The sequence below is a fragment of the Bradyrhizobium sp. Ken64 genome, from assembly GCF_055807555.1.
In genome coordinates, this window is sequence record NZ_JBVVPA010000004.1 from 154700 (window position 1) to 172092 (window position 17393).

Below are 17393 nucleotides of genomic sequence, written 5' to 3' on the forward strand. Positions count from 1 at the left end.
GACGCATGGGCGCTGGTGAGCGCTTGCTTGCGCCGAAACGCATCGGGAAAAACAGGAACATTTTCTCGCGCATCCCGTTTTGACCCTTGACGATCTCATGACAGGCGACGAAAGCTTGTGCGAACAGTTTTAGCGGGTCGGTGACCCCAAGAGGCAAACCGGTCTGCACACAACGACAGACCTTCCAAGAGAGGGCTGCGGCATTGCCGCAGCCCTTTTCGTTGGCAGCCCCTTTTCATTGGCAACCCCTTTTCATTGGAAGGGCTCAGTTGCGAAGCGGTTTCCTGATGCCGCAAAACACTTTATGGTGGCTCAAAGCCTCTGGCTGTTGACAAGTAATTTCGCAAAATCAAAGGCTTGCGGATCGAGCCCAGGCTCGGCCGGCCTTTGGAGGGCAGTTTGACTCGTTATATCTCGACCCGGGGCGAGGCCCCCGAACTCGGCTTCTGCGACGTGATGCTGACCGGGCTCGCCCGCGACGGCGGCCTGTATGTGCCGGCCATTTGGCCGCAACTCTCGACTGACGCCATCGCCGGCTTCTTCGGTCGTCCCTATTGGGAGGTCGCGGTCGAGGTGATCCGCCCCTTCGTCGCCGGCGAGATCTCGGACGCCGAGCTCGGCCGCATGGCGAACGAGGCCTACGCCACCTTCCGCCATCCGGCGGTGGTGCCGCTGCGCCAGATGGCGCCGCACCAGTTCGTGCTGGAGCTGTTCCACGGTCCGACGCTCGCCTTCAAGGACGTGGCGATGCAGCTGATCTCTCGGCTGATGGACCACGTGCTCGCCAAGCGCGGCCAGCGCACCACCATCGTGGTCGCGACCTCGGGCGACACCGGCGGTGCTGCGGTCGACGCGTTTGCGGGGCTCGAAAATGTCGATCTCATCGTGCTGTTCCCGCATGGCCGCATCTCCGAGGTGCAGCGGCGGATGATGACGACGACGGGCGCGACCAACGTCCATGCGCTCGCCGTCGAGGGCAATTTCGACGATTGCCAGGCCATCGTGAAGGCGATGTTCAACAACCATCGCTTCCGCGATGCGACGTCGCTGTCCGGCGTCAATTCCATCAATTGGGCGCGCATCGTCGCCCAAGTGGTCTACTATTTCACCTCCGCCGTTGCCGTCGGCGCACCGGCGCGCGCGGTGGACTTCGTCGTGCCGACCGGCAATTTCGGCGATATCTTTGCCGGTTATGTCGCCAAGCGCATGGGTCTTCCGGTGCGGACCCTGGGCATCGCCGCCAACGTCAACGACATCCTGGCGCGCACGCTGAAGACCGGGATCTACGAGGTGCGCGAGGTCCACGCGACGGCGTCGCCGTCGATGGACATCCAGATCTCCTCGAATTTCGAGCGGCTGCTGTTCGAGGCTGGCGGGCGCGATGCTGCCGGCGTGCGCCGTCTGATGGATTCGCTGAAGCAATCAGGCCGCTTCGTGCTGCCCGATGCGACGCTGGCCGCGATCCGCGAGGGATTCGACGCAGGCCGGGCCGACGAGACCGAGACCGCGGCCGCGATCCGTGCCGCCTGGCGCGAGGCGGGCGAGCTGGTCGATCCCCACACTGCGGTCGCGCTTGCGGTCGCCGACCGCGACACCACGGACAGGACGGTTCCCAGCGTCGTACTGTCCACCGCCCATCCGGCCAAATTCCCCGATGCGGTCGAAGCGGCCTGCGGCCAGCGGCCGCAACTGCCGGCCTGGCTCGATGGTCTGATGACCAAATCCGAACACATGAAGGTGATGAAGAACGACCAGGCCGAGGTCGAGCGGTTCGTGCTGTCGGTCAGCCGCGCCGCGAAACAGGGAGTTGCCGGATGAGCGTCGAGATTTCCAAGCTTGCGTCCGGCCTGACTGTCGTCACCGACAAGATGCCTCATCTCGAGACCGCGGCGCTCGGCGTCTGGGCCGGCGTCGGCGGGCGTGACGAGAAGCCCAACGAGCACGGCATCTCGCATCTTCTGGAACATATGGCGTTCAAGGGCACCACGAAGCGCTCCTCGCGCGAGATCGTCGAGGAGATCGAGGCGGTCGGCGGCGACCTCAATGCCGGCACCTCGACCGAGACCACATCCTATTATGCGCGGGTGCTGAAGGCCGACGTGCCGCTCGCGCTCGACGTGCTCGCCGATATCCTGGCCAATCCCGCCTTCGAGCCCGACGAGCTCGAGCGCGAGAAGAACGTCATCGTGCAGGAGATCGGCGCGGCGCAGGACACGCCAGACGACGTCGTCTTCGAGCATCTCAACGAGCTCTGCTATCCCGACCAGCCGATGGGCCGCTCGCTGCTCGGCACCGCGAAGACCTTGCGCGCCTTCAGCCGCGACTCCTTGCGCGACTATCTGTCGACGCATTACCGCGGGCCGGACATGGTGGTGGCGGCAGCCGGCGCGGTCGATCACAAGCAGGTGGTCGCCGAGGTCGAGCAGCGCTTTGCCAGTTTTGAGGGGACAGCGGGTCCCAAGCCGCAACCCGCACAGTTCGGCAAGGGCGGCACCAAGGTGGTGCATCGCGAGCTCGAGCAGGCGCATCTGACGCTGGCGCTGGAGGGCGTGCCGCAGACCGATCTGTCGCTGTTCTCGCTCCAGGTCTTCACCAATATCCTCGGCGGCGGGATGTCGTCGCGGCTGTTTCAGGAGGTGCGCGAGAAGCGCGGCCTCTGTTACTCGATCTACTCGTTCCACGCGCCCTATACCGACACCGGCTTCTTCGGCCTCTACACCGGCACCGATCCGGCCGACGCGCCTGAGATGATGGAGGTCGTGGTCGATATCATGAATGATTCGGTCGAGACCCTGACCGAGGTCGAGATCGCGCGGGCCAAGGCGCAGATGAAGGCGGGTCTGCTGATGGCGCTGGAGAGCTGTTCGTCCCGTGCCGAGCAGCTCGCCCGGCATGTGCTGGCTTATGGTCGGCCCCAGACCGCCGAGGAGCTGGTGGCCCGAATCGACGCCGTCAGCGTCGAATCGACCCGGGATGCGGCGCGTGCGCTGCTTTCGCGCAGCCGCCCTGCGGTTGTCGCATTGGGCAGTGGCAGGGGTCTGGACACGGCGGTGTCTTTTGCGGAAGGATTGACCCGGGCACGCGCCAAGGCGCGGCTGCATTAGGAGCCGCGCACGGGTTGATCCGTCCCGGGAAGCATCACCATGGCCCTCTTTCGCCTGCCATCCAGTGGACCCGCCGCTCTCGCGCCGCGCGGCAACGGCCTGTTGCTACGCGCGCCGCAGATGTCGGATTTCCTGCAATGGGCCCATCTGCGCGAGTCCAGCCGCGATTACCTGACGCCTTGGGAGCCGATCTGGCCGTCGGACGATCTCACGCGCTCCGGTTTCCGCCGTCGCCTGCGGCGCTATTCCGAGGACATCGCGGCGGACCGATCCTATCCCTTTCTGATCTTCCGGGAGCTCGACGGCGCCATGGTCGGCGGCATCACGCTCGCCAATGTCCGCCGCGGCATCGTCCAGGCCGGCACCATCGGCTATTGGGTCGGCAAGCCCCACGCCCAGCGCGGCTACATGACGGCCGCGCTGCGGGTGCTGCTGCCGACGCTGTTCGGCGAGCTCAATCTGCACCGGGTCGAGGCCGCCTGCATCCCGACCAATGCGCCCTCGATCCGGGTGCTGGAGAAGTGCGGTTTCTCCCGTGAGGGGCTGGCGCGCCGCTATCTCTGCATCAACGGGATCTGGCAGGACCATTTGCTGTTCGGTCTGCTGCACGAGGATTTCCGCGGCTGAGCCCGTTCATTCATGTGACCAAAGTCTGCTGTGTGCCTGCCTTGGGTTCGCCGGTTTTGACGATATAACGGCGCAAGCCGGCCGGTGATCGGCCGGGATGTCGTCATGGAGTATGGGGCGTTGAGGGTGCAGGAGCTTCGGTCATCGCGAAATGCGTTGCGGCGGGGGGCAGCGGTCGCGCTGGCGTTGTCGGTTGCGCTTGTCTCCGTCTCGCCGGTTGCGGCGCAGTCGCTGACCGATCGATTCAAGGGCCTGTTCGGCGGCAAGTCGGACGAGCCGGCCCAACCCAAGCCGGCGCCTGCGCCAGGCCAGCCGGCGGCTGATGACGATCTTGATTGCCCGCAGGTCACAGTGCGTGCCGGAGCTTCCACCTACGCGGTCGGTGCCACCGGTAAGCCGGCCATCGGCAATGAGATCCGCTTCCAGGCCACCATCACCAAGATGGCGCGCGAATGCGCCCGCAATGGCGGCGATATCACGGCCCGGATCGGCATCCAGGGCCGCGTCATTGCCGGTCCCGCCGGCGCGCCTGCGAGCGTCGAGGTGCCGCTGCGCGTCGCCGTGGTGCAGGGCGGCATCGGCGAGAAGGTGATCGCCTCCAAGGCCTACCGGACCACGGTCGGAATGTCGGAGGGCGGCAGCGTGCCGTTCACCTTCGTGGCCGAGGATCTGGTCTATCCGATGCCTTCGGCCAAGGACGCCGACAGCTACATCTTCTATGTCGGCTTCGATCCGCAGGCGCTCTCGCCCGCGCCGAAGGCGCGGGCGAAGAAGAAGTAACCACGTAAGGATAGTCGTCATGCCCCGCGAAGGCGCATCCAGTACACCGCGGCTTCTCGACTGATGAGGACTGTCTCTGGAATACTGGATCGCCCGCTTTCGCGGGCGATGACATCAGATTTGCCGATGCAGTGCCCGACAAACAAAAAAGCCGGCGCTCATCGCGCCGGCTTTTTGATGGGTGAGGGCGAGGCCCCTCAGTTCAGCTTCTGCCTGACTTCGGTGATGCCCTTGGCGAGCAGATCGTCGGCGACCTGGCCCCTGACCGACTGCGACAGGATCGTGGAGGCGGCCTGGACGGCGGCTTCCGCGGCTGCGGCGCGAACATCGGCCACAGCCTGGGCCTCGGCGAGCGCGATCTTGCCCTCCGCGGTCTTGGTGCGGCGAGCGACGAAATCTTCCACCTTGGCCTTGGCCTCGATTGCGATGCGCTCGGCTTCGCTCTTCGCGTTCGCGATGATGTCGGCGGCCTCGCGTTCGGCCGAGGCGGTGCGCGCCTTGTAGTCGGCGAGCACCTTGGCGGCTTCCTGCTTGAGGCGCGTCGCGTCGTCGAGCTCGGCCTTGATGCGATCGGCGCGATGGTCGAGCGCAGTCATGGCCTTCTTGAAGACCCCGAGATAGCCGAACACGACCATGAGGATCACGAAGGCGATGGCGACCCAGGTTTCAGGATCGAAGAACATATCGATTAACCCTTCAAGGACGCATCAACGGCGGCATTGACCAACGCCGCGTCCGGAACCACACCGGTGAGCTGCTGCACGATGGTGCCTGCCGCATCGGCCGCGATGCCGCGGACGTTGCTCATGGCGGTCGCACGGGTCGAGGCGATGGTCTTCTCCGCCTCGGCGAGCTTGGCCGCCAGTTGCTCTTCCAGCGCCTTGCGCTCGGCGTCCGCCTGCGCATTCGCCTTGTCGCGGGACTCGTTGCCGATGGCCTGCGCGCGCGAGCGTGCCGAAGCAAGCTCGCTTTCATAGGCCTTCAGCGCCGCTTCGGACTGGTCCTTCAGCTTCTGCGCTTCGGCGAGGTCGCCCTCGATCTTGTTCTGACGCGCCTCGATCGCCCCGCCGACGCGCGGCAGAGCGAGCTTGGACACGATCACGTAAAGCGCGACGAAGAAGATCGCGAGCGACACCAGCTGCGAAGCATAGGTGCCGCTCTCGAACGGCGGAAAACCGCCACCGTGACCGCCTTCGGACCCGGTGTGGGCGCCCGCCGCCGGACCTTTTGCGCCGCCATGACTTTCAGCCATGGATTACTCCTGTTGCTGTCATGCGCGTCGCTTCGGTTGAAGCGGCGCGAAAAATCGTCCTCAGAGCGGAACGAACAGCAGCAGCAGCGCGATCAGCAGCGAGAAAATGCCGAGCGCTTCGGTCACGGCGAAGCCGAAGATCAGATTGCCGAACTGGCCCTGAGCGGCCGAGGGGTTGCGAACGGCTGCGGCGAGGTAGTTGCCGAAGATCACGCCGACGCCGACGCCCGCGCCGCCCATGCCGATGCATGCGATGCCCGCGCCGATAAGTTTTGCTGCTGCCGGATCCATTTTAGACTCCTTGGAAGAAAGATTGGGTTTTGGGTGGAAATTCCCCGGACCGCTCAGTGTCCCGGATGAATGGCGTCGTTGAGGTAGATGCAGGTCAGGATCGCAAACACATAGGCTTGCAGGAACGCGACCAGAATCTCGAGAGCGTACAGCGCGACCGTGAGCGCCAGCGGCAGCACGCCGCCGACCCAGCCGAGGGCGCCGAGCGAGAAGCCGAGCATGGCGACGAAGCCCGCGAACACCTTCAGCGCGATGTGGCCGGCCAGCATGTTGGCGAACAGACGGACGCTGTGAGAAACCGGCCGCAGGAAGAACGACAGGATCTCGATGAACATCACCAGCGGCAGGATGTAGCCGGGGACGCCGTGGGGCACGAAGATCGAGAAGAATTTCAGGCCGTTCTTGGCGACGCCGTAGATCAGCACCGTGAAGAAGACCAGCAGCGCGAGCGCCGCGGTGACGATCAGATGGCTCGAGATCGTGAAGGTGTAGGGGATGATGCCGACCAGGTTCGAAACGCAGATGAACATGAACAGCGAGAAGATCAGCGGGAAGAACTTCATGCCTTCCGCGCCGGCCGTCGAGCGGATGGTCGAGGCCACGAATTCGTAGGAGATCTCGGCGACCGACTGCAGGCGGCCGGGAACCAGCTGCGTGCCGCTGGCGAGCATCAGGATCGAGATGATCGCGACCGCCACCAGCATGTAGAGCGACGAATTGGTGAAGGCGATCGTGTGGTTGCCGATATGGCCCAGGGTGAAGAGAGGCTCGATGTTGAACTGGTGGATCGGATCGATTTTCATCAGCGCGGCATCTCTTGGTCTGCCGGGCGATGCCGGCGGGTCTCGGTCTGCCGGTCGGGCCCGGCCCGTACCGGCACGAGCCGGCACGATCATTCCTCTCCTGGTGTGGACCGCCTAAGAACCACCGCGCCTGTTCTGACCCGCGCCTGCCGTTCTCACCACATTCACCACGCCGGCGACGAAGCCAAGCAGCAGGAACACGATGAATCCGAAAGGCGACGTCGACAGCAAGCGGTCGAAACCCCAGCCAATCCCCGCTCCGACAACGACCCCGGCGACCAACTCGGAGGATAACCGAAAACCAAGCGCCATCGCCGAGGCTCTGGCCGCTCTGTCCTCACCGTCACCTGCGGGTTGCTCGGTCTTGACGTGGCGGCCGCGAAATTCGGACAACCGCTGATCAAGATTTCCGAGCCGATCGGAAAGCGCAGCTTCCTCGGGCGATCTATCGCGATCTCCATTCTCGCCGTGTCCCGTGCCCTGTGTCATGCAACGAAGACCCGAAACGCCGCGGCTGAATGGAAATTACGCCCGCCACCCTCAAAAGCCGCGCGGACCATACTGATGGCCCATAATCAAGTCAAGCCAAGTCACGATTGTGTCCATTCCCGTTAAGTGTCTGATTTATTTGAAAATATCGGCGCGAACGGCAGCGCTGCACACAGCGTGACGCCGCACCGCAGCAGGTCTCCGCTTGATCGGCGGACGCCGTCGCCATTTTGCCCGGCTGCCGGGATCAAAGGGGGCGCCGCGATCGTTCATGTCAAAGGCGCGTTTTGGGCGGCGGATCGCCTCGCCGGGGTGTAGAATTTGCTAAAAGCGCCACCTTGATGAGCGCCACCTTTATGAGTGCCACCTTCAAGAGTGCTACCTGCGCGTCGTGGCGGAGAACGCGATGAGACCAGCGAATTCATCCACAGCATCATGGCTCGCGGCGGCGGCGTTCGCCGCGGCGATGGCCATCAGCGCCGGCTGCCTTGCCGCGCAATCCGCGCCCGACAGCGAAAACGGCCGCTACAGCATGACCCCCATCCCCGAGGGCGTGCTGCGGCTCGACACCCGCACCGGGACGGTGTCGACGTGCACCAAGAGCAGCGCCGGCTGGGCCTGCTACGCGGTACCCGATGAACGTGCCGCGCTCGACGCCGAGATCGGCAGGCTCCAGGCCGAAGTCGAGACGCTGAAGGGACGGCTTGCGGCGGGGCCGACCGTGTCAGGCAAGATCGACGAGGCACTGCCGAAAACCGATCCGCTCAAGAAGGCGGAGCCGCAAGCACGAGAACCAAAGGCCGCCGAGGGCGAGCGCAGGATCGAGATCCCGCTGCCGAGCGACCAGGACGTCGATCGCGTGATGTCATTCCTGGAAAGGGCCTGGCGTCGGCTGATCGACATGGCCAACCGCGTGCAGAAGGACGTGTCGGGGAAGATTTAGCGGCTCCCTCGGTATCGTAACGGAGTCCCCATGACATCAGCCAAATCCATCTCGCGCTCGGCGCCGTCGTCAGGGCCGGCCACCACCATCGCATCGTCGCTGCTGACCGTGCAGACGCCGGGGCGCGGCTTCAGCGACCTCACCGCCGAGGCGGCGCGGTTCATCGCCGACGTTCATGCGCGGGACGGCGTGCTCACGCTGTTCATCCGTCACACCTCGGCGTCTCTGACAATTCAGGAGAATGCCGACCCGTCGGTGCTGGTCGACCTCACTACGGTGCTGGCGCGGCTCGCGCCCGACGATGAAGATGCGGGCTGGACTCACGACACCGAAGGGCCGGACGACATGCCGGCGCATATCAAAACCATGCTGACCCAGACATCGCTCCAGGTGCCGGTGCTGAACGGCAGGCTCGCGCTTGGCACCTGGCAGGCGATCTATTTGATCGAGCATCGCGCCCGCCCGCACCGGCGCGAGGTGGTGCTGCAATTCATCGGCGGCAATCAGTAGAGCGTCTTCGAGCGAAGTGGATCCCGGTTCGCGTCAAGAAAACGCGTCAAAACAAACAATTCCGGAGCTCAAAACAAAACCGGCCGCGGAGACCGCGGCCGGTTGGTGTTGATCTCGATCTGCGTCGATCAGGTCGACTTGATATCGACGTCCTTGGTCTCCGGCAGGAAGAACAAGCCGATCACGACGGTAATCGACGCGAAGATGACCGGATACCAGAGGCCCGCATAGATATCGCCCGTCGAGGCCACGATGGCGAAGGCGGTCGCCGGCAGCAGGCCGCCGAACCAGCCGTTACCGATGTGGTAGGGCAGCGACATCGAGGTGTAGCGGATGCGGGTCGGGAACAGTTCGACCAGCATCGCGGCGATCGGGCCGTAGACCATGGTGACGAAGATCACCAGGACGAACAGCAGTCCGACGACCGCCGCCACCTGCGGACGGAAGATGTCGAACGGATGCGCCATCTTTACGATGCCCGCATCGCCGGCCTTCGGATAGCCGGCTGCCTGCACGGCGGCGAGGACCGCCGGATTGCCGTCCTTGGCGTTGGCGTAGGGAACTTCCTTGCCGTTGACCATCACCTTCACGCCGGAGCCGGCCGCACCTGGCGTGGTCCCGTACTTGACCGACGACTGCGACAGGTAGGCACGTGCGGTGTCGCAAGGCGAGGTGAAGACGCGGGTGCCGACCGGGTTGAACAGGTCGCCGCAGCCTTTCGGATCTGCCACCACGTCAACCTTGATCGACTCGATCGCCTTCTCCAGCGCCGGGTTGGCGTTGGTGGTGATCATCTTGAAGATCGGGAAGAAGGTCAGCGCCGCGATCAGACAGCCGCCGAGGATGATCGGCTTGCGGCCGATCCTGTCGGAGAGCATGCCGAACACGATGAAGAAGCCGGTGCCGAACAGGAGCGACCAGGCGATCAGCAGGTTGGCGGTGTAGCCGTCGACCTTGAGGATCGATTGCAGGAAGAACAGCGCGTAGAACTGGCCGGTGTACCAGACCACGCCCTGGCCCATCACGCCGCCAAGCAGCGCCAGCAGCACGAGCTTGCCGTTCTGCCAGTTGCCGAAGGCTTCCGTCAGCGGGGCCTTCGAGCTCTTCCCCTCGTCCTTCATCTTTTGGAAGATCGGGGATTCGTTGAGGCGAAGCCGGATCCAGACCGAGACGCCAAGCAGCAGCACCGAGACCAGGAACGGAATGCGCCAGCCCCAGGCCGCGAAGTCGGGTTCGCCGAGCGCGGAGCGCGTGAACAGGATCACCAGCAGCGACAGGAACAGGCCGAGCGTCGCCGTGGTCTGGATGAAGGAAGTGTAGTAACCGCGCTTGCCGTTCGGAGCATGCTCCGCGACATAGGTCGCCGCACCGCCATACTCACCGCCGAGCGCCAGGCCCTGGGCGAGACGCAGCGCGATCAGGATGATCGGGGCCGCGATGCCGATGGTCGCCGCGTTGGGCAGCAGGCCGACGATGAAAGTCGACAGACCCATGATCAGGATGGTGACGAGGAAGGTGTATTTGCGGCCGACGATGTCGCCGACACGGCCGAACACGATCGCGCCGAACGGGCGCACCAGGAAGCCCGCCGCGAAGGCCAGCAGCGCGAAGATGTCGCGGGTTGCCGGCGGATAGGCCGAGAAGAACTGCGCGCCGATGATGCCGGCCAGCGAACCGTAGAGATAGAAATCGTACCACTCGAAGACGGTACCGAGCGAGGAGGCGAGAATGACGAACCGTTCGTCCTTCGTCATCCCTCCCGCGCCTGCTTGAGACACAGCCATTGTCGACATGTTGAGTCGCTCCCCGAAAAATCGTTTCCTCGCGCCCTGGATGCCCGGTCATGCCGGATCAACCCAAGCCTTGCCCCCAAGGTAACATTGCCGTGAAACCCGCCCCAATACGACTTTCGGCCTTTCGCACTGACGCGCACCTGACGCCGCGGGCGTTCCATTCGGCAACATAGTGCCGACCTGTGGATTAACCCCGTTGCCGCAAAGGGATAATGTCCACTTGCATGCCACGGCTGGTCGGGAAACAATTGACCCAAGGGCCTGCGCCGGCTTACTGGCCCGGTGCGATTGCCAGCAAGAGAACGATGAACGCTCCCTCGACCCATCTCGTCATTGCCGATGACCACCCGCTGTTCCGCGACGCGCTGCGGCAGGCGGTGGCGGGCGTCTTGAGCTCGGCCAGGATCGACGAGGCTGGATCGTTCGAGGATTTGACCAAGCTTTTGGAACAGACCTCCGACGTCGACCTGATCCTGCTCGACCTCTCGATGCCCGGGATCTCCGGCTTTTCAGGCCTGATCTATCTGCGCGCGCAATATCCGGCGATCCCGGTGGTGATCGTTTCCGCTTCCGACGACAGCGCTACGATCCGCCGCTCGCTCGATTTCGGCGCTTCCGGTTTCATTCCGAAGCGATTCGGCGTCGAGACCCTGCGCGACGCCATTCTCAAGGTAATGGAAGGCGAGGTCTGGGTTCCCGCCGACACCGATCTGTCGGCCGTCGCCGATCCCGACATGACGCGCCTGCGTGACCGGCTGGTGACGCTGACGCCCCAGCAGGTCCGGGTCCTGATGATGCTGTCGGAGGGGTTGCTCAACAAGCAAATCGCCTATGAGCTCGGCGTCTCCGAGGCCACCATCAAGGCGCACGTCTCGGCGATCCTGCAAAAGCTCGGCGTCGAAAGCCGGACCCAGGCCGTGATCGCCGCCGCAAAAATTGCCGGCGGCCAGTGGAAGCAGGGCACCCCGGCGGGGTGAGGCTGTAGCGAGGGCCTCTCGCCTGTAGCCCGGATGAGCGAAGTGACATCCGGGACCGCTAGTGCGGCTAGCTGGCGAAAACCCCGGATATCGCTTCGCTCATCCGGGCTACCGGACCTCCTCTGTGTCGCCCCCCTGTCAATCCGCCGCCGCAAAAATATTCCACTTTACCGAAATTCGGTTTTGGCGTATGTGTCGCTCATCCCGGCTCATCCTTGAGGGGCGATCTCGTTGTCGTCTTGATTGCGAGCCGGCCTTGCGGTGGACGCGGCAGCGTTCGGGTGCGAAAGGCGTGGGCAGGGCGGATTGCTCTCCGTGAGCCCGAGGCTTCGTTCCGACGAGCGGCGCTGCTAGGCTTCGTCTCGTCTGTAGGTTTCCGGCTCCGTCGACAGGGCTGGAAAAACTGCGGCGAAATGGCGGGCCGTGCGTACGGCAAAACCGTGTGGTCCTGGCCGTCGTTGCTACGGTCAAGCCTTTGCGGATGCGGCATGCGCGTCAACCGGCGCGGTGCCGGCGACTTTCGCGAAGGCGAGGGAGGCCAGCAGGAACTCGGCTCCCGGGAGAGCACGGCATAAGCCGTCCAACCATCGCGCAGGGAAGGCCGAGTGATTGGCACCACCTGTATGCTGCTGTGCGGTTTTCCTGCGTGTGCTTTTCGAGCAGCGGACCGCGGGTGCGAGGTCAGCACCCGGCCTTCCCTGCGCCCTCTTGGATTTGAGGGTGGAGCGACCAATCAAGGCTCGGGCGAAACGCGCCGCGAGGATGCGAGCGCATGTCTGTCGCCTCGCGCTCGGTGTCATCGTCCGCGCAGGCGGACGATCCCGTATCCCAGAGACGCCTGTGATGGAATCGAGACGCCGCGGCGTACTGGATTCCAGCTTGCCGCCTCAAAATCGGGTCGCAGATGCTGGAGCCGGAACCTCACAACTTCTCACAACTCCAAACGGGTGTCTCGCGGTCGCCGCTGCTAGTCAGTGCACGACCGATCAACGAGGGAGCAGCACCATGAAACGGATCATCGATCAGCACCGGCGCCAGTTTTTCGGCGTCGCCGCGGGAACCGTCGCCGTCGGCCTCGGCGTGATCGGCCTCGCCCGCGCCGAATCGGAAGCGCCGCGCTCTTCCGCGACGAATGCGTCGTTCGGCGCGATCAAGCAGATCGATGCCGGCGTCCTCAATGTCGGCTACGCGGAAGCCGGTCCTGCGAACGGCCCCGTCGCAATCCTGCTGCATGGCTGGCCCTACGACATTCACGCCTTCGTCGACGTCGCGCCGATCCTGGCAAAGGCCGGCTATCGCGTCATCATTCCCTATCTGCGCGGCTACGGCTCGACCCACTTCCTCTCCGCCGAGACACCGCGCAACGGCGAACCTGCCGCAATGGCCGCCGACATCATCGCGCTGATGGACAAGCTCGACATCAAGAAGGCGGTCGTGGCCGGTTTCGATTGGGGCGCGCGCACCGCCGACATCATCGCCGCGCTGTGGCCGGAGCGCTGCCGCGCGCTGGTCTCGGTCAGCGGCTATCTGATCTCCAGCCAGGCTGCGGGCAATGCGCCGCTGCCGCCGTCGGCCGAGCTGCTATGGTGGTACCAGTTCTATTTCTCGACCGAGCGCGGCCGCGCCGGATACGAGAAATACACGCATGATTTCGCCAAGCTGATCTGGAAGCTGGCTTCGCCGCAGTGGAAGTTCGACGACGCCACTTTCGACCGCAGCGCGGCGGCGCTGGACAACAAGGATCACGTCGCGATCACGATCCACAATTACCGCTGGCGGCTCGGGCTCGCCCAGGGCGAAGCGAAATACGAGGAGCTCGAAAAGAAACTCGCGGCAGCTCCGGTGATCGGCGTCCCAACCATCACGATGGAAGGCGACGCCAATGGCGCGCCACACCCCGACCCAAGCGCCTATGCCAAGAAGTTCTCCGGCCGGTACGACTATCGCCTGATCACCGGCGGCATCGGCCACAATCTGCCGCAGGAAGCCCCACAAGCGTTTGCCAAGGCCGTCATCGACGCCGACGGCGGCGCCTGACCCGCTATTCCGCCGCCACCATCTGCTGCGTGCGCCACTGGCCGAGCAGGGCGCGGAGCGAAGCCGGCTTGACCGGCTTGTTGAGCACCGCGACCTTTTCGTCGCGCGCAGCCATTTGCACGGCGGGGCTGCGGTCGGCGGTGATCAGGATCGCGGGGATGCCATCACCGAAGCGGCGGCGGATGTCGCGGATCGCCGCGATGCCGTTGCCGCGATCGAGGTGATAATCGACCAGCAGGCCGGTCACGCGACGACCGGCAGTTTCGATCGCGGCGATCGCACCCTCGGGATCGGCCACCGCGATCACTTCGGCGTCCCAGGCCTTCAGCAGCGTGCGCATGCCGTCGAGGATCGCGGCGTCGTTCTCGATGCAGACGATCAGGGTACCCGAGATCGAGGTGCGTGCGAGCGGCGTCGCACTGGTCACGGCCGCGGTGTGGGTGATCGCCTTCGCCGTCGGCACCGTCACGGAAAACACCGAGCCGCCGCCGACATTGGAATCGATGGCGATGCCGTGGTTGAGCACGCGCGCCAACCGCTCGACGATCGACAGGCCAAGGCCGAGGCCGCGGGCGATCCGCGCGCCCTGCTCGAGGCGGTGGAATTCCTTGAAGATCTCGCCGCGCTTGACCGTCGGGATGCCGACGCCGGTGTCGTAGACGCAGATCTTGAGCGAGGCGCCGCGGCGCCGGCAGCCGACCAGCACGCGTCCGCGCGGGGTATATTTGATCGCGTTGGAGATCAGGTTCTGGAGCAGCCGCCGCAGCAGCAGACGATCCGACTCGACCGGCAGCGAGCATGGCACGAACACGAGCGCCAGATTCTTGGCGCGTGCGATCGGCGCGAACTCGATCTCCAGCGAGCGCATCAGATCGGCCATCTTGAAGCTCGAGATCGAGGTCGTCATCGCGCCGGCGTCGAGCCTGGAGATGTCGAGCAGCGCGCCGAGGATCTCCTCGATCGCCTGGAGCGATTCGTCGATGTTCTCGACCAGCCGCGTCTCCTCGCCGCTGTGCTGACGCTCGACCAGGCTCGTGACGTAGAGCCGCGCCGCGTTCAGCGGCTGGAGAATGTCGTGGCTGGCGGCGGCGAGAAAGCGCGTCTTGGAGATGCTGGCGTCTTCGGCCGCGCTCTTGGCCAGCGCCAGCTCGGAATTCAGCAGGGTCAGCTCCTCGGTGCGGTCGCGCACCCGCTTTTCCAGCGTCGCATTGGCGCGCTCCAGCGCTTCGGCCGCCTCGAAACTGGGCGTAACGTCGGTGAAGGTGATGACGAAGCCGCCGCCGGGCATGCGGTTGGTCAAGATCTCGATCACCATGTGGCGGTCGGGCAGGCGCTCGAGATAAGGCTCGCCGTCGGTGGTGTAGGCCGCCAGCCGGCGCGCCAGCATGGCCTCGCGCTCGATCGGATCGGCCGGCTCGCTCACGCCCATGAATTCCAGGATTTCACGCAACGGCGTGCCGAACTGGATGAAATGCGGGGGAACGTTGAGGAGATCGCCGAACTGCCGGTTGGAGCAGATCAGTTGCAGATCGGCATCGAACACCGCGATGCCCTGGCGCACATGGTTGAGCGCGGTCTGGAGGATCTCGCGGTTGAAATGAAGCGCCGCATGGGAATCGTCGAGCAGCTTGAGCGCAGCCTTGGCGGAGACCGTCCGTTTGCGCAGCAGCAGCGACATTACCAGACGCGATGAGGCCGCACCGATCGAGGAGGCGATCAGGTGCTCGGCGTGCTGCAGCAGCTCGAAATCGGCGGGCGCCCCGGACTCCAGCCGCACATTGCGCCGGGCGGAGAATGCCTCGAACGAATGCCGCGCGCGGTCAGGCCCGAGATATTGCGCCACCGTGGTCTGGATGTCCTGCACCGTGACGGTGGTGCGCCAACGGCGGAAGTTCGGGGAGATCGGCGCGAGCGTGTTGGGGACGAACAGATCGGCCTGCACCAGCTCGATCGACGACGGCCGGCGCGCCAGCGACAGCAGTACATAGGTGAGGACGTTGAGCGACAGCGACCAGACCACCCCGTGCATCAGCGGCGGCAAATCGGCGCCGAACAGCGCCTGCGGCCGCAGCGCCTCGATTCCGAACGGGCCGTGCTGGAGCAGCAGGATGCCGGCCGTCGAAGTATCCATGAAGCTCGGGATGAACAGCGTGTAGAGCCACACCGCGAAGCCGACCAGCATGCCGCCGATCGCGCCGCGCGCGGTCGCGCGCCGCCACAGCAGTCCGCCGAAGAAGCTCGGTGCAAGCTGGGCGATGGCGGCAAAAGACAGCAGACCGATCGCCACAAGCTGGGTGTTGCCGAGCGCGCGGTAGTAGAAATAGGCCATCACCATGATGGCGAAGATCGCGAGCCTGCGCGAGCGCAACAGGAAGTCGCTGAAATCGGCGCCGCCGGTGCGCCCCTCGGGCCGTCGTTGCAGTACCAGGGGCACCACGAGATCGTTCGAGACCATGATGGAGAGCGCGACGCATTCGACGATCACCATCGCGGTCGCTGCCGACAGGCCGCCGACAAAGACGGCGACGCTCAGCAGATCCGCGCCGCCCTCCATCGGCAGCGCCAGCACGTACATATCCGGATCGGCGGCGCCGAACGGGAAGCTGACGAGGCCGGCGAACGCGATCGGGATCACGAACAGATTGATGGCGACGAGATAGAGCGGAAACAGCCAGCGCGCGCGGCCGACCTCGGCGTCCGAGGAATTCTCCACCACGCTGACATGGAACTGGCGCGGCAGCAGCATGATCGCGCACAGCGACAGCAGCGTCATGGTCAGGAAGTTGCCGATCGACGGCGAATAGTTGATGACGCGCACCGCCTCCGGCGTCTTCATCGCGCGCTCGATCAGCTCGTGCGGCGAGAACATCCAGAACGTGACGAAGATGCCCGCGGCGAGGAAGGCGACCAGCTTGATGATGGATTCGGTTGCGACCGCCAGCATCAGGCCGTGCTGGTGCTCGGTGGCGTCGGTCTGCCGCGTGCCGAACAGCACGGCAAAGGCCGCCATCGCCAGCGTCACCATCAGCGCCACGTCGCCGAAGATCGGGATGTGGGAGAAGGCCTGGTCTTCGCTCAGGATGGTTTCGAGCGAGGAGGCGACCGCCTTGAGCTGGAGCGCGATGTAGGGCACCGAGCCGATGATGGCGATCAGCGCGACGGTTGCCGCCACCGCCTGGCTCTTGCCGTAGCGCGCGCCGATGAAGTCGGCAATCGAGGTGATGTTGTGGGCCTTCGCGAGCTGGATGACGCGGCGGAGGACGCCGGCCCCTAACCCGATCATCAGGATCGGGCCGACATAGATCGCGAGGAAGTCGGTGGAGGTGCGGGTGGCGAAGCCGACCGAGCCGAAGAAGGTCCAGGAGGTGCAGTAGATCGCCAGCGACAGCGGATAGATCAGCCCCGAGGCGCGGCCGCGCCCGGCCGGCCTGCGGCGGTCGCCATGGCTCGCCACCAGGAACAGAAAGCCGATATAGCCGAAGGCGGCGGCGATCACGCCCCAATCGTGCAGCATGGCGAGCGTGCTTCTCCCGGGGGCGCGCTGGCCGCGCCCGATCTCATTTTCGCTGTAAATCTAGCGCGTTGGACGGGTGGAGGCGACAGCGAAATGCCGTGTGGGTGGGGGAACCGGGGTTGTCGTTAAGCGGTGGGCCCCAAAGGCTGCGCTGGCTCGGGCTCACCGAGAGAGTCCCTGCGTGGTACCCCCTCTCCCTGACCCTCCCCCACAAGGGGGAAGGGAACGGAGAGAGCGTCCGCGTTGCAGGAAATTCGAGACCGACCGTTACGC

Annotated in this window: 15 protein-coding genes; 8 read left to right on the forward strand and 7 right to left on the reverse strand. The window is 64.9% G+C overall.

The annotated features are described in order from the left end of the window. Positions 1-399 precede the first annotated feature (399 nt). The 4 genes from thrC (at position 400) to AC0L2F_RS08950 (ending at position 4511) form a co-directional block, all read left to right on the forward strand. Positions 400-1818 carry a threonine synthase gene (thrC, locus tag AC0L2F_RS08935; RefSeq protein ID WP_473248155.1) on the forward strand — a complete coding sequence of 473 codons (1419 nt, stop codon included), beginning with the start codon at positions 400-402 and terminating at the stop codon, positions 1816-1818. Beyond that, the gene (locus AC0L2F_RS08940; RefSeq protein WP_007599446.1) at positions 1815-3104 is read left to right on the forward strand and encodes a M16 family metallopeptidase; all 1290 of its coding nucleotides are present in this window, start codon (positions 1815-1817) and stop codon (positions 3102-3104) included. The genes thrC and AC0L2F_RS08940 overlap by 4 nt, the downstream gene beginning before the upstream one ends. A 39-nt stretch (positions 3105-3143) precedes the next feature. Continuing rightward, complete coding sequence (locus AC0L2F_RS08945) at positions 3144-3731, forward strand: GNAT family N-acetyltransferase (protein WP_007605081.1); 588 nt, start codon at positions 3144-3146, stop codon at positions 3729-3731. Positions 3732-3836: 105 nt separating this feature from the next. Next, positions 3837-4511, forward strand: coding sequence for a hypothetical protein (locus AC0L2F_RS08950; RefSeq protein WP_007605083.1), 675 nt, complete (start codon positions 3837-3839; stop codon positions 4509-4511). A gap of 197 nt (positions 4512-4708) precedes the next feature. Here the strand turns inward: AC0L2F_RS08950 and AC0L2F_RS08955 are convergent, their stop codons facing one another. The 5 genes from AC0L2F_RS08955 to AC0L2F_RS08975 all read right to left on the reverse strand — a co-directional run bounded on the left by AC0L2F_RS08955 (position 4709) and on the right by AC0L2F_RS08975 (position 7346). Next, positions 4709-5194 carry a F0F1 ATP synthase subunit B family protein gene (locus tag AC0L2F_RS08955; RefSeq protein WP_027570043.1) on the reverse strand — a complete coding sequence of 162 codons (486 nt, stop codon included), beginning with the start codon at positions 5192-5194 and terminating at the stop codon, positions 4709-4711. A 5-nt stretch (positions 5195-5199) separates the two neighbouring features. Then, a complete protein-coding gene (locus AC0L2F_RS08960) occupies positions 5200-5763 on the reverse strand; it encodes a F0F1 ATP synthase subunit B family protein (protein ID WP_027570044.1) in 564 nt (187 codons plus the stop codon). A gap of 60 nt (positions 5764-5823) precedes the next feature. Further along, positions 5824-6054, reverse strand: a complete 231-nt coding sequence (locus tag AC0L2F_RS08965) for a F0F1 ATP synthase subunit C (protein ID WP_007599451.1) — start codon at positions 6052-6054, stop codon at positions 5824-5826. Between the two features lie 53 nt (positions 6055-6107). Beyond that, positions 6108-6857: a F0F1 ATP synthase subunit A gene (locus AC0L2F_RS08970; RefSeq protein WP_007605089.1), complete on the reverse strand. Its 750-nt coding sequence runs from the start codon at positions 6855-6857 to the stop codon at positions 6108-6110. 114 nt (positions 6858-6971) lie between these two features. After that, positions 6972-7346: an AtpZ/AtpI family protein gene (locus AC0L2F_RS08975; protein WP_007599457.1), complete on the reverse strand. Its 375-nt coding sequence runs from the start codon at positions 7344-7346 to the stop codon at positions 6972-6974. A gap of 406 nt (positions 7347-7752) precedes the next feature. Here AC0L2F_RS08975 and AC0L2F_RS08980 point away from each other — a divergent pair, with 406 nt between their 5' ends. Both AC0L2F_RS08980 and AC0L2F_RS08985 read left to right on the forward strand, forming a co-directional pair. After that, a complete protein-coding gene (locus AC0L2F_RS08980; RefSeq protein WP_063994567.1) occupies positions 7753-8289 on the forward strand; it encodes a hypothetical protein in 537 nt (178 codons plus the stop codon). Positions 8290-8319: 30 nt separating this feature from the next. Next, positions 8320-8799 carry a secondary thiamine-phosphate synthase enzyme YjbQ gene (locus AC0L2F_RS08985; protein WP_473248156.1) on the forward strand — a complete coding sequence of 160 codons (480 nt, stop codon included), beginning with the start codon at positions 8320-8322 and terminating at the stop codon, positions 8797-8799. 128 nt (positions 8800-8927) lie between these two features. Here the strand turns inward: AC0L2F_RS08985 and AC0L2F_RS08990 are convergent, their stop codons facing one another. Beyond that, positions 8928-10553, reverse strand: coding sequence for an MFS transporter (locus AC0L2F_RS08990; protein WP_198287860.1), 1626 nt, complete (start codon positions 10551-10553; stop codon positions 8928-8930). A gap of 344 nt (positions 10554-10897) precedes the next feature. On the opposite strand from AC0L2F_RS08990, the gene AC0L2F_RS08995 reads away from it, so the two are divergent. Continuing rightward, positions 10898-11569, forward strand: coding sequence for a response regulator (locus tag AC0L2F_RS08995; protein ID WP_007605097.1), 672 nt, complete (start codon positions 10898-10900; stop codon positions 11567-11569). Between the two features lie 1005 nt (positions 11570-12574). Continuing rightward, positions 12575-13606: an alpha/beta fold hydrolase gene (locus AC0L2F_RS09000; protein ID WP_473248157.1), complete on the forward strand. Its 1032-nt coding sequence runs from the start codon at positions 12575-12577 to the stop codon at positions 13604-13606. Positions 13607-13610: 4 nt separating this feature from the next. On the opposite strand, the gene AC0L2F_RS09005 is transcribed toward AC0L2F_RS09000, so the two are convergent. Next, positions 13611-17120 (reverse strand): PAS domain-containing hybrid sensor histidine kinase/response regulator, encoded by a 3510-nt coding sequence (locus AC0L2F_RS09005; RefSeq protein WP_473248158.1) that lies wholly within the window; start codon positions 17118-17120, stop codon positions 13611-13613. Positions 17121-17393: the final 273 nt, after the last annotated feature.

Coding starts and splice junctions, on each gene's coding strand:
- AC0L2F_RS08940 (WP_007599446.1), top strand. CDS start 1,815: ATGAGCGTCGAGATTTCCAAGCTTGCGTCCGGCCTGACTGTCGTCACC.
- AC0L2F_RS08945 (WP_007605081.1), top strand. CDS start 3,144: ATGGCCCTCTTTCGCCTGCCATCCAGTGGACCCGCCGCTCTCGCGCCG.
- AC0L2F_RS08950 (WP_007605083.1), top strand. CDS start 3,837: ATGGAGTATGGGGCGTTGAGGGTGCAGGAGCTTCGGTCATCGCGAAAT.
- AC0L2F_RS08955 (WP_027570043.1), bottom strand. CDS start 5,194: ATGTTCTTCGATCCTGAAACCTGGGTCGCCATCGCCTTCGTGATCCTC.
- AC0L2F_RS08960 (WP_027570044.1), bottom strand. CDS start 5,763: ATGGCTGAAAGTCATGGCGGCGCAAAAGGTCCGGCGGCGGGCGCCCAC.
- AC0L2F_RS08965 (WP_007599451.1), bottom strand. CDS start 6,054: ATGGATCCGGCAGCAGCAAAACTTATCGGCGCGGGCATCGCATGCATC.
- AC0L2F_RS08970 (WP_007605089.1), bottom strand. CDS start 6,857: ATGAAAATCGATCCGATCCACCAGTTCAACATCGAGCCTCTCTTCACC.
- AC0L2F_RS08975 (WP_007599457.1), bottom strand. CDS start 7,346: ATGACACAGGGCACGGGACACGGCGAGAATGGAGATCGCGATAGATCG.
- AC0L2F_RS08980 (WP_063994567.1), top strand. CDS start 7,753: ATGAGACCAGCGAATTCATCCACAGCATCATGGCTCGCGGCGGCGGCG.
- AC0L2F_RS08985 (WP_473248156.1), top strand. CDS start 8,320: ATGACATCAGCCAAATCCATCTCGCGCTCGGCGCCGTCGTCAGGGCCG.
- AC0L2F_RS08990 (WP_198287860.1), bottom strand. CDS start 10,553: ATGACGAAGGACGAACGGTTCGTCATTCTCGCCTCCTCGCTCGGTACC.
- AC0L2F_RS08995 (WP_007605097.1), top strand. CDS start 10,898: ATGAACGCTCCCTCGACCCATCTCGTCATTGCCGATGACCACCCGCTG.
- AC0L2F_RS09000 (WP_473248157.1), top strand. CDS start 12,575: ATGAAACGGATCATCGATCAGCACCGGCGCCAGTTTTTCGGCGTCGCC.
- AC0L2F_RS09005 (WP_473248158.1), bottom strand. CDS start 17,120: ATGCTGCACGATTGGGGCGTGATCGCCGCCGCCTTCGGCTATATCGGC.